10 protein-coding genes and 1 pseudogene are annotated in these 12,088 nt (G+C 41.7%); 3 read left to right on the top strand and 8 right to left on the bottom strand.

What is annotated here, in order from left to right; genetic code table 11:
- Positions 1–65: 65 nt before the first annotated feature.
- The 3 genes from CDC33_RS15585 to CDC33_RS15575 form a co-directional block, all read right to left on the bottom strand.
- Positions 66–539 (bottom strand): acyl-CoA thioesterase, encoded by a 474-nt coding sequence (locus CDC33_RS15585; protein ID WP_109009218.1) that lies wholly within the window; start codon positions 537–539, stop codon positions 66–68.
- 545 nt (positions 540–1,084) lie between these two features.
- Entirely contained in the window at positions 1,085–1,783 is a 699-nt protein-coding gene (locus CDC33_RS15580) for a Crp/Fnr family transcriptional regulator (RefSeq protein ID WP_109009217.1), read from the bottom strand.
- A gap of 8 nt (positions 1,784–1,791) precedes the next feature.
- On the bottom strand, positions 1,792–3,189 hold the full coding sequence (locus tag CDC33_RS15575; protein WP_109009216.1) for an amidase: 1,398 nt from the start codon (positions 3,187–3,189) through the stop codon (positions 1,792–1,794).
- Between the two features lie 143 nt (positions 3,190–3,332).
- Between CDC33_RS15575 and CDC33_RS15570 the strand changes: the two genes are divergently transcribed.
- Positions 3,333–4,829 (top strand): hypothetical protein, encoded by a 1,497-nt coding sequence (locus CDC33_RS15570; protein ID WP_109009215.1) that lies wholly within the window; start codon positions 3,333–3,335, stop codon positions 4,827–4,829.
- A gap of 79 nt (positions 4,830–4,908) precedes the next feature.
- Here CDC33_RS15570 and map read toward each other — a convergent pair whose 3' ends face one another.
- Together map and CDC33_RS15560 are read right to left on the bottom strand one after the other, a co-directional pair.
- Entirely contained in the window at positions 4,909–5,736 is an 828-nt protein-coding gene (gene map / locus CDC33_RS15565; RefSeq protein WP_109009214.1) for a type I methionyl aminopeptidase, read from the bottom strand.
- Positions 5,737–6,018: 282 nt separating this feature from the next.
- Positions 6,019–6,286 (bottom strand): annotated as a pseudogene (locus tag CDC33_RS15560) (sulfocyanin-like copper-binding protein); the annotation flags it as partial.
- 33 nt (positions 6,287–6,319) lie between these two features.
- On the opposite strand from CDC33_RS15560, the gene CDC33_RS15555 reads away from it, so the two are divergent.
- The gene (locus CDC33_RS15555; protein WP_109009213.1) at positions 6,320–7,099 is read left to right on the top strand and encodes a Uma2 family endonuclease; all 780 of its coding nucleotides are present in this window, start codon (positions 6,320–6,322) and stop codon (positions 7,097–7,099) included.
- Positions 7,100–7,126: 27 nt separating this feature from the next.
- Here the strand turns inward: CDC33_RS15555 and CDC33_RS15550 are convergent, their stop codons facing one another.
- The 3 genes from CDC33_RS15550 to CDC33_RS15540 all read right to left on the bottom strand — a co-directional run bounded on the left by CDC33_RS15550 (position 7,127) and on the right by CDC33_RS15540 (position 11,263).
- Positions 7,127–9,916, bottom strand: coding sequence for a M16 family metallopeptidase (locus CDC33_RS15550; RefSeq protein WP_439956611.1), 2,790 nt, complete (start codon positions 9,914–9,916; stop codon positions 7,127–7,129).
- 298 nt (positions 9,917–10,214) lie between these two features.
- A complete protein-coding gene (locus tag CDC33_RS15545) occupies positions 10,215–10,658 on the bottom strand; it encodes a VOC family protein (protein ID WP_109009211.1) in 444 nt (147 codons plus the stop codon).
- 95 nt (positions 10,659–10,753) lie between these two features.
- The gene (locus CDC33_RS15540; RefSeq protein WP_428850717.1) at positions 10,754–11,263 is read right to left on the bottom strand and encodes a TIGR02652 family protein; all 510 of its coding nucleotides are present in this window, start codon (positions 11,261–11,263) and stop codon (positions 10,754–10,756) included.
- Between the two features lie 240 nt (positions 11,264–11,503).
- Between CDC33_RS15540 and CDC33_RS15530 the strand changes: the two genes are divergently transcribed.
- Positions 11,504–12,031, top strand: a complete 528-nt coding sequence (locus CDC33_RS15530) for a gamma carbonic anhydrase family protein (protein ID WP_109009210.1) — start codon at positions 11,504–11,506, stop codon at positions 12,029–12,031.
- Positions 12,032–12,088: the final 57 nt, after the last annotated feature.

Here is a 12,088-nt window from a genome sequence, read left to right as displayed (position 1 = left end):
CTCTCTCGACTTTCTTCTCTCTGCGCCGCGCCAGTTGCTTCAACGGGGGGAACCCCCCTTCGGGTTCACCAGTCGCCTACGGCGGGAAACCCGCCTACAGCGCTGGATTCACCGCAACGCACTGGCTTCTCTGCATCTCTGCGGTTCGTTTCCAACCACTGAACTATCTCGTTAGGTAATTCCTGCTTACTTCTACTACTTGCATCAATACAAACATGCCTAGTAATAGCCTTAGCAACTACCACCTCAGCCACTGTAATTTCGTAAGTAATTTCAAACTTATTACCACTTATTTTTTGGGAAATTAAACTAATCAGTAACTTATCCCCGCCAAACATAGGGCGCAAAAAATCGACACTAGCATGAACAATGGGGAAAGCTACAGATGGATTAGTAAAAAAATCTTTGAGATTAATACTTGATGCTTCTAGAGATTCTTCATAAGCTTCGTGACAAATACCCAAAACATTAGCAAAATAAACTACCCCAGCAGCATCAGTATCTTGAAAACGAACCGTGCGTTTATAAGTAAAAGGCATTTTGGACAATTATTAATTAAATATTAAAAAAACAGCAGGTTTCTCGCCTGCTCTACAAAGTAATTATATTGCAACTAAGTGTTCTACCAGAAGCGTTCGAGATGATTTAGCGCATCTTTATACAGAATTGCGATTACGCGTCACCTTTAGTTAGTTTAAGACAAGGTAATCAAGAATTTAAAATTTCAAGAAAAAAGATTTTTAAAAAACTTCATTAACCCGGTACATTAAAAAAAATCGTTTTTTTTATGTATGCTATCGCTTAAATTAAACTTGATGTAGTCTTGCCATCTAAGTAATTAATCTAAAAATTATGCAGCCAAATTCTCTAATTAATAGGTCAAAGCAAATAGTAAATGTGTTTGTTCTGATACTGCTTTCCTCATTTTGCTGGCAAAATTCAGTGAAGGCGCAGTCTCAGTCAAATACTTTTCTGAAACTCACGTGGAAAAAATACTATCACAACCTCTAACTAAAGTTCTCAATTCGCCTGAATTGCAGCAAGAATTAAATAGCTTAGATACTAATTTATTGTATTCCTCAGATTAATCTATATTTCCAGATGCGATCGCATCCAATTTATCCGCATCGAGTATTGTAATCGTTCCACCCCGACTATAGGCAATTACTGGTTTGAGACTTTTAATTAACCGCACACATTCTTCGTAAGTAATGCCGCTACTCCGAGCCATGCGATAATAAGATAATTTGACTTTTAAAAACTCGCCTTGTGAAGTTGATTCAGTTCCAGATTCAGCAGCAAAATATTGAATTAATCTGGCAAGGCGAACAATAGCTCTTTCAGAAACTAAGCCGTGGACTGTTTCATGTAATTGCTGAATCCGACTGTTAAAAACCATCAGCATTCGTAATGCAATTTCAGGATTTTTCCCAATAGCTTTTAATAAAGCATCTCGCTCTACAGTGAGTATTTCACAATCAGATTCAGCAGTCACAGTTGCCGGAGAAATTCCATTTCCCAATAAAGCAGGAGCCGCAAAAATTTCTCCAGCACTTAGGGCGCGGAGAATCGTCTCTTTGCCCGTTGTTGCTGTTTTGGTAACTTGAATTGATCCACTAACAACAGCATAGAGTTTTGCTGGTAATACATCGCCCTCATGCAGAATAATCTCACCTTTGCGATACCGTTGCACCTGAGTATGAGGTTGCAAATTTACTTTGTCTGTTGTTTCTAAACCTGCAAATACAATTATTTGTGAAAGTTGTTCTAGGGATGCCTGCATGATTAGCCCTATATTGCAAAGGCTGGACGATGATGTATCCAAGGATTAGCTGCTTCTAATTGTGCTGCTAGGCTGATTAGTGTAGCTTCAGCCGCAGGTTTACCAATTAGCTGCACACTCATGGGCAAACCATTACTATCAAAACCTACAGGAATTGCGATCGCAGGTTGTCCAGTTGCATTCGCAGGCGGACAAGGGGCAACCCACTCAATAATATTTTGGAATGTCTCTTCTGGACTCAGAGAAGCCCACTCCCCAACGCGGATAGGTGAATGTAAATAAACTGGCAATACCAGCACATCCACAGTATCGAAAAATGCCACAATTTGCCGTGCCACTACCTGCATTTGAGAAACTGCTTTGAGGTACTCAGCAACAGAACCTGTGCGCGTAAATAACCAGCGATTTACGGGCTGCAAGGCTTCAACAGGAAGTCCTGACGCAGCTATCCCAGCTTGCCAAACAATTTGAAATGGTTCAACTAAACCACTAAAATCTGGAGATTTCTGTTCAACTTGGTGGCCGAGTTGTTCTAATAACTCGACTGTTTGGCGGACAGCTTGCTGACAGTTGACGTCAGCTTCTCCCAACGGAGAAATATTAGTGTCAAAGGCAATTTGCAAAGCACCAAGTTTTGTCCCAGTAGCGGCGAGAAATGATGGTTCGGGATCTGGTAACCAGTAAGGATCGCCTGTTGTATAACCAGATATAGTATCCAAAAGGGCAGCAGCATCAGCTACAGTCCGGGCGATCGGGCCGTTGACGGCAATTCCAGCGAGGCGTTCGCCTACGGGTGCTTTACTTACCCTGCCTCTGGATGGCTTAATTCCCACTAAACCACAACAAGCCGCAGGCCCCCGAATTGAGCCACCGCCATCTGAACCTTGAGCGATCGCACACAATCCCCCTGCTACCGCCGCCGCCGCCCCACCACTGGAACCGCCAGGGGTGTATTCTAAATTCCACGGATTTCTAGCTGGGGGAAAACCCATAGGTTCACTGTATGGAAACGAACCTAATTCAGAAGTGGCTGTTTTACCGAGAATAGTAAACCCAGCTTGTTTAATCCTCGTCACAACTCCATCATCATAATTAGGGATATTATTCAGTAATGCTGGATTTCCATAAGTACAGGTAACACCTGCTACAGCAGTGAGGTCTTTAATGGAAATCGGCACACCAAAAAATGGCGGTAGTTCTGAGGTAGTTGTTAATAATTCTGTTTTGGCTTTAGCATCTGCGATCGCTAATTCTGCCGTCACTGTAAAATAGCTTCCTAATTGGGGATTCAACCGCCCAATCCGTTCTAAATATATTTCCACTAACTCTAGCGGTGATACTTCCCGGCGACGAATTAATTCCGCCAACTCTAGCGCTGAGGTAAATGCTAAATCAACTTCATTCATAGGTTAGTGAATGGGTAGTTTTGGCTTTCTCTGGGATTTTAAAACTTAAGTTGTTACTTTACCAGCATTTGCGGGAACTATACAGTTTATAGCTGCTGAGATTTGCCACTCTAGGAAGGGGCAGGGGGAGATGAGGGGTACTTATGGCTAACCTAGAAAAACTTGTTAGTGAATTGCCAACACTGATTCAGAGCCTAAAACTGACTATTGGCGATTCTAATCAAATCATGGAGCAAATTATTCTGATCAATAATGCTCAGGAACAACTACGGAATATTAAGAAATTAATTGCTCAGGAATTGAATTTTGAGAATATTAAAAGTTCTGCGATCGCTACACTTCCTCGAATAGGTACTGTAGCTAGTTTTTTTATACCTAGTATGGAATTAGTAGATCCTGCGATCGCAGAAAAATTTGGCTACTCAAAAACTAAAATTTCATTAACTGAATTACAATTAAAAATTGATGGCTGGATTGAATGGGGTTATTTTTTGCAGGCAATAGCTACTGATATTCTCAGTGATATTCCGTTTGTGAATCAACTAAATTCTGATATTAATCATCTAAGCATACGCACCAAATTTCAGATTATTGCTGAAAATTTAAAAGATAACTTATTATTTGAAGATTTTAATTTTTTAGAGCGTCAAATTCAAAAAATCAGCAATTATCAAAATGAACTACTAGAACTTCAACAAAAGTTAAATTATGTTTTTAATACTATCAAAAATAGTCGTAATTTCTTAAATATTTTATTAGGTGTGTCTGCTTTCTGCGGCAAATCTGGTTTCGCCTTAGAGTGGTTAGATGATGACCACGAATTAATTATATCGAGCGATGGTAAATTTCAAGAATTAACAGATATTCTCAATGATTGTGATTATTTCCAAGAACAAATTGCTGCTTTAATTATTCAAGGTGATACTTTAAGGGAACAAGCAGAACAAACCCTAAAAAAGATTGAACAAGGAAGTAGTAAAGAACCAATTATTAGCCAGCATGTAGAAATCGTAACAAAGTTTTCGACGCAAAAAATAGTACGTTCAACTTTGTTCATAGCCTCAAGTTTATTAATCTTAGGTTTTGGTGGTTGGAAAATTAGAGAGCAAAGTCTACAATTGCAGCAGATGAGTCTAAGTTTAACTCAAGAAGAGAGTGCGTTCGTCCCAGACGTTGGCGCAGCCATCGCAAAGTTTAAATCTGCTCAAAAATTTGGTATGGAGGCTGCTTCTCTGGCTCAAAATCCGCCGCATCCTCTAAAAGTTTGGCAACAAGCAGAAAACAAATGGCATCAGGCAATAATCTTGTTAGATAGTATTCCTAATGAAACATCAGTTTCTGATCTAGCAAATAATAAATTGGCTTACTATCAAATAAACTATAAATCTATCAGTCAAAGAGTCTTAGTTGAAAAGCAAGCCTTAGCAAACTTAGAATCAGCCCAAAAACTAGCAATAGAAGCTAATTTATTTGTAAAAAATTCACCTCAATCGCTACTAATTCGGCAGCAAGCACAAGATAAATGGCAACAAGCAATCAATTTATTAGAAGCGATTCCAGAGAATACATTTGTCTCCATACAAGCTAAAGAGATGCTTCCTATTTTTAAAACTAATTATGCAGCTAATAGTCAAATATAGCTTTTATCGCTTTCATCTCGTAGTAAGGACTTTAGTCCTTGTTTTCTAAGCACTGAAGTGCTTACTACAAACTTAATAATTACAACTTAGAACGATCAGTCAAAATCTCATAACCAGTCTCTGTCACTAAAACTGTATGCTCAAACTGAGCCGACAAAGAATTATCTACAGTGACAGCTGTCCAACGGTCAGATAATGTCCGGGTGTGTCTAGAACCCGCATTTAAAATTGGCTCAATTGCCAGCGTCATCCCCGCACGGAGTTTAACATTTGGCATCTCGCGGGTACGGTAGTTGAATACTGAAGGCTCTTCGTGTAAGTTACGACCGACACCGTGTCCAGTGAATTCTTCGACTATACTAAAGCCGTTAGATTTTACATGATCTTCAATTGCTCCAGCTAAGTCAAGCAGGTATACACCAGCCTTAACTTGCTCAATCCCCTTATATAAAGCTTCTTCTGCTACACGAATTAATTTAGCAGCTTCTTGTGTCACTTCACCGACAGCAATTGAAATGCAAGAATCACCATGAAAGCCTTGATAATAAGCGCCCGTATCTACTTTTAATACATCCCCCACGCGAATCACTTTCTTGGGACTAGGAATGCCATGCACTGCTTCATTGTTAATGCTGGAGCAAATAGAACCGGGAAAACCGTGATATCCTTTGAAACTCGGTGTTGCACCCATTTCGCGGATACGTTTTTCTGCATAAGCATCCAAATCAGCCGTGGTCATTCCTGGCTTTACTAGCTCGGAAATTTCTTTTAGGACAGTTGCCACAATTGTCGCTGATTGCCGCATGATTTCAATTTCACGCGGCGATTTAATTTCAATTCCTCGGCGTTGCTTTTTCGCTGGTGCAGGCTGAGTCGCTTGGGAAAGTAAGTTACTGAAAATGTTCATGGGAAATTAATAATTACTGGTGGCTCTAACGCTGAGGTATCAATGCTTTCTCTAGATTAATTGAGAAATAATATCTATAATTTAAATTATTTTAATCCCTGATAGGGATTCTTCCAGTTTAGCCGCTAACGTATATATAATAACACGTTCGCCTACTTCTAATATGTTGAGCTTGAATCAAAATTGCCATAAATTATTTTCGCTGCACACTATAGGACTGAGATAAATTTTCTTTAATTGAAACATTAGCTCGCTGTCAAATACTGAGTCGGATAATTATTTTTAATTCTTGATGGCAATTTCTCCAGTCATCCCTGCTTCCGTATGTCCTGGTATTGGACAACGTAAGACATAAGTGCCAGATTTTAAGGGCACAAATACCCATTCTGCTTCAGCACCCGGCTTGAGTTGCAGTTCGTGAATGGCTCCTTTGATTTCTACTTTGCTTGCTTGGACTTTTTGTGTCCAGATGCCATCGGCAAAATCTTTAGCAGTAAAATAGTGCTTCAGTTGGCTAGGATTCATTTAACCACAACTGATAGCACTTACCAATATAATTAATCAATTTCCTCCCAAACTGCTTATGACTTCCTCTCCTCCCTTTATCCCTCAATCTGACCCTCCCCTTCCTCCTTGGGAAACCTTACCAACGATGTATGATTTACCAAGTGACAACCCAGAGGAACCAGGTTTGCCAGACGATTTTCACTTTTTACAGCCTTTACTTTTATACTTAACTTTTCAACCCACTATCTGGAATCCAGAATTAGTTTACAGCGCTGCTGACCTTAATCTTTACTATGATCTCCAGCATCCTTTATGGTACAAGCGCCCTGATTGGTTTGGTGTGGTAGGAGTCTCAAAACTCTACAAAGGGGAGGACTTGCGTTTAAGTTATGTAACTTGGCAAGAACCAGCAAATCCCTTTGTAGTAGTGGAATTATTATCTCCAGGTACAGAAGCGGAAGATTTAGGGATGAAAAAAAACGCAGCCGATAAACCTCCCAGCAAATGGGAAGTTTATGAAGGAATTCTGAGGATTCCCTACTATATTGTTTTTAGTCGCTACACTGATGAACTCCAAGCTTTTCAGCTAATAGGCGGTCACTATGAACCGATGAATTTGACTGAGGGACGTTTACCAATGCCAGAGTTGGGTTTAAGTTTGGGATTATGGCAGGGGTCATTTCAAGATATTCCTAAGTTGTGGTTAAGGTGGTTTACCTTAGCAGGAGAATTAATTCCACTACCCACAGAAGAAGCGGCTACAGCTAAAGAAGAAGCAGCTCAAGCAAGACAAAAAGCAGAACAATTAGCAGAACGTTTGCGTCAGCTAGGCGTGAATCCTGATGAGCTAGATTAATTGTTGTCATTTGTGATTTATCCCCAATTAGCGATTACTTTTTTCTGCTAAAACAGATGGCCCAGCAGTAACAACTACGATTTGATTTGGGTGGAGTAACTCACGAGCCGCTTGATTAACTTGGGTAAGGCTGACTTTCTGGATTTTGTCAGTGAAGGAGTGCAATTCTTCTTTATCTAGTCCATACACCTCATTCATTAGAATTCTATCTGTTAATTCCTCTGGATTTGCCAGAGAAACATTGTAGGTACTGATGAGGGTGCGTTTAGCTGTTTCTACTTCTAGTGCAGTGACACCTTGTTGATGGATTTGCTGTAGTATTTGGCGGGTACTAGCGATCGCTTTTCTGCTATCTTCAGGACTAGTTTGCATTTCTATCAAAAATGTGCCTGCATTCTTCCCGGCTTGGAAGGAGCTATAAATTCCATAGCTCAAACCTTGGCGATCGCGCACTTCTGCACCTAGTCTACTAGATAAGGTATCGCCTCCCAAAATCTGGTTCAATACTAAGGCTGCGTGAAACCGAGGATCATAACGGTTAATACCTGTGTAACCCATATATGTCACAGCTTGGGCTTTACCTGGTAAAACGGGGTTGACACTGACTATTTTCTGTGGCGTTGAAACTGGAGGATATTTTAATGTCGGTGCTTGGCCGCTCACTTGCCAATTACCAAACTCATTTTTAATCAGCGATCGCACTTTGTCTAGATCAAAATCTCCCACCAGCGCCAACACTGTCGTGTCTGGACGATAATGTTTAGCTTTGAAATCAATCACATCCTGGCGCTGAATCTGCTGTAAACTCTCCTCTGTAGGAAAAGTATGTAAGGGATGTTTTTTCGGGTAAATTGACTGAACAAATACTCTTCTGGCTACTTCTGATGGCTCATCTAATTCCTGTTGCAAGTCAGTTAAAGTTTGTTGGCGATGCAATTCCAACTCTTTGGCTGGAAAGGTACTATTTTTAACAACATCTGCCAATATCTCAAGGAGTATCGGCAAATCAAGAGCTAAACTATCACCCTCGATATGCACACCTTCGCGGTAGGAGTGAAAGTCTAAACTCGCTCCTCGTTCTGCCAAGAGTTTGGCAATAGTTAAGTCATCCTTACTCTTAGTGCCATTTAACAAATTGTCTGCCACAAAAGCAGCCAGTCCAGCTTTATTCTCAGGATCAAATTCTGCCCCAGCTTGAATGTGACCGCTCAAGGTGACAGTGGGAGTACTATGATCAGGTAACAGTAATAACCGCAATCCATTAGTAAATTTAAATTCCTGTGGTAACATTTGGGCGATTGTATCTATAGCCAAATCCACAGGCGGTAAGTACTTCATCACCTCAGAAGGAAGCACAGGTACGCCAGGAGAGAAATTCTCTGTAGTTTGGGCTGAGTCTGGTTTATCACCAACTCCTGTTATTCGCTTCTGAGTTGGTTCAAAAAAGCCTACTGTCCTAGCTTCTTTTGTCAGGTATTTGTTAATCACAGCGACAATATCCGTGGGCTTCACCAGACGGACAGCAGCTAAATAGCGGTCTGTGTAGCGATAATCACCAACAGTTGTCTCATCAGTGCCCAAGCGCATTGCTTGAGAGGTGATATCACGGTTACTCAAAATTACATCTGCTGTTAATTGGGTTTTGGCTCGTTCTAGTTCCTCAGAGGTCACGCCTTTTTCTGCTACATTAGCGATCGCATTACTCAACACTGAGTCAATTTTTTTCAAATCTTGTTTAGAACCAGCCGTCACCAACACCTCATACCAGCCAGATTCTCGCAAACTGTTAACGGAGGCTGTAACCTCACTAGCTAAACCTGATTCCACCAATGCCTGATAAAGTCTAGAATTCCTTCCCTCACTCAAGATGTAGTCCATCACATCCAGCGCAGGCACATCCGGTTGATTTGCATCCGGTAGCGGATACACCGCTTGTAACAACCGCCCTGCTCCCGGTTCTCGCAATACGATGGGAGTGGGGAGTGGGGAATGGGGAATGGGGAATTGAGAACTTGTACTGAGCGACTCGTGCCGAGAAGAGCCGAGGTCAGCCGTTGGCGCAGCTTCTCGTAGAGAAGTATTGGGAATTGGGAATTTCGTTATTAATTCTTCTCCCCCTGCTCCCCCCGCTTCCCCTGCCTCCTGCCCCCTGCCCCCTGCCCCCTGCCTCTTCACTACTTTACCAAACACCTCTTTAATTGTTTCCAGGGCATTTGCAGTTTGAAAATCTCCAACAATTACTAAGACGGCATTATCGGGACTGTAAAAATTGCGGTAATATTTTTCTACCTGCTCAACCTCAAATTTCTCGACATCAGCTTTCGTGCCACCTACAGGCAACCCATAAGCATGATTGGGAAATACCGCCTTCATAACGGCGCGGTTGAGGCGATATTCTGGGCTATTTTCGTAACCTTGCAACTCGGAAATTACAACCCGCTTCTCATTTGCCAGTTGTTCTGGTTCAATCTGGGAATTTTGCATCCTGTCTGCTTCCAGCACTAAGAGGGCTTTCAGCTTGTTTCGTTCCACAGTACCGTAATATGCAGTTTGATCGTAGCTGGTGAAAGCATTGGAATCACTACCTAAAGCACTAAACAAACGCCCAAATTGAATTGGACGGTTTAAAGTACCTTTAAACATCATGTGTTCCAACTGGTGGGCAATGCCATTCACGCCCGGTTCTTCGTTGCGTGAGCCAACCTTGTACCACACCTGCACCGTCACTACTGGCGCAGTATGCACTTCCTTTGTCAGGACAGTTAGACCATTCTCCAGCACTGTCTTACGGACATTTTGTGTCAGTGTTGAGGGCATTATTCTTTTTGCTAGCAAGGTTGACTGGTATTTTTCTTTGTTAAATATGGCTGCATGTTGGCCATGAGCAGGTTTATTGCTTAACAAAAAAACCGCTACTAGCCATAAGCTTAAAAATAATAATGGCAAGGGATATTTATAAAATCTGGAAAATCCATACATGTATTTAGCAGATTATGTAAATTAAATTACATAATTATTTGGGAAAGTGACGTTAGTTTAATCTGTCCAAAAAATCTGTAACCTCAGTAACAATACAGAAAAATATATTAACAATAAAGGTAATAAAAAAGCTAAATTATGGGAGTTTTGCTAAAACTCGAATGAATTCGAGAGGTAAGCCATCGGTATCGGCGATGAAAGCCACTTCGTAAATGCGATCGCCTATTTGCTGTTGTGTCGGTTCTAAAAGTACCTTCAACGGTTGTAATTCTTCTGGTTGACTCTTAGCCGCTAGCAATACACGCTCTTGTAAATTTGTCAACCAGTTAGGTAAATCTGGTGTAATCTCAGTTAAATCAAACGAGAGATGATAATACCCCACATAATGCTCGTCAGCAAAGGCATCTGGGGCTGGTTTTGGTTCGGGAATTTGGATCAGTTCAATTCTGCCGCCCAATCCTTCCATCCAGCAAGCTAGGGTATAGCCTGTAGTAAAGCGTTCTGAGATTGTAAACCCTAAATGTTCGTAGAAAGCGATCGCTCGATGAATATTCGCAGTCCGAATAGAAGCATGGTGCATAACAAAGGTTAGGAGTTGTAAGTTATGAGTTATAAATTGAATTTAATTTAACTCCTAACTCCTAACTCCTAACTCCTAACTCCTAACTCTTAACTTTACTCAAACAACCTGAAATAAGGGTAGCGTACAGGGACGCCAGGTTCTTTTTCCAAGTCAAAATTAATTACTTCCCAACAGGGATCATCTGAGGTGTCGGGGCTAAACTCCACGGGTAAGCCGTATAAACGCGCAGCAGTAGCTTCTGGTTGTCCAGAACGCCAAGGCGTGCTGCGTTCCAAGTAGCCACTCATCAATTCCTGATAGCGCCGAGCAATAATTACTCTCGTTGCTCGAAAGCCTTGGGTATAGAGCTTATCTAATGCTTCGTGAATTTCAAAGCGAATACCATCGGGATGAGTATGCTGTCTATACCATTCATTATTCCACCTCCGCCAATGACGCCCTGATTGCAAATGGATTAACTCTCCATTTTTAGGATTAGCTTCAAACGCGCCATGACGCGTACACAAATAGGTATCTGTTAATGTCAGCGCCGGAATAGTCTGGCGACAATGGGGACACTGTATTTCAGGCCCAAACATCGGGTACTGCAAGCCTGGATTCATCATGAAGTGCGTAGAAACATAATTTTGTCTTCACCAGCGCTAGTGTATTGTATATACACTTTGGCTCCATCACTTTGGGTTATTTGGTCACTGCTGCACAGACACGCAGTTGCGGCAGCAACAATGTTCACTAGTGTTTTCCTCAATGTAGAGGCTTGACCTGTGATATCCTAGTTGTGCAACCAGCCTCAAAGGTTGGAGTTTCTCCAGTGTTCCTGGGTACCATATTCATATTCTATCGTGTCTACCGCTTCTTACTGGACATCTCCTGATTTTTCTCAAGCTGCCTTCATCGCACCCAACGCTGTTGTTATGGGTTCGGTAAATATAGCAGCAGGGGTAAGCATTTGGTATGGAGCAGTGGTTAGGGGAGATGTGGAACGTATTGAAATTGGCGAATGCACAAATATTCAGGATGGTGCAATTTTACATAGCGATCCTGGTTTTCCCACAATTCTAGAAGATCATGTCACTGTAGGACATCGCGCTGTGATACATTCCGCTTACATTGAGCGTGGAAGTTTGATTGGCATAGGCGCAGTGATTTTAGACGGGGTAAGAGTGGGCACTGGTAGCATTATCGGTGCTGGTGCAGTAGTAACTAAAAATGTACCGCCTTTGTCCCTAGTCGTCGGTATTCCTGGCAAAATATTACGCCAAGTAACAGAGGCTGAAGCCGCAGAACAGATTGAACACGCCCAACGTTACCAAAAGTTAGCTTTAGTTCATGCTGGTAAGGGGACTGATATTGGGTTTAGCAAGGCTTAGGAATGGGGAATGGGGTATGGGGCATGGGGCATTGGGCATTGGGCATTGGGCATTGGG

The organism is Nostoc commune NIES-4072 (assembly GCF_003113895.1).
In the GTDB taxonomy this organism is placed as follows: Bacteria; Cyanobacteriota; Cyanobacteriia; order Cyanobacteriales; family Nostocaceae; genus Nostoc; species Nostoc commune.
This window is presented reverse-complemented; position numbering and strand designations above follow the sequence as displayed.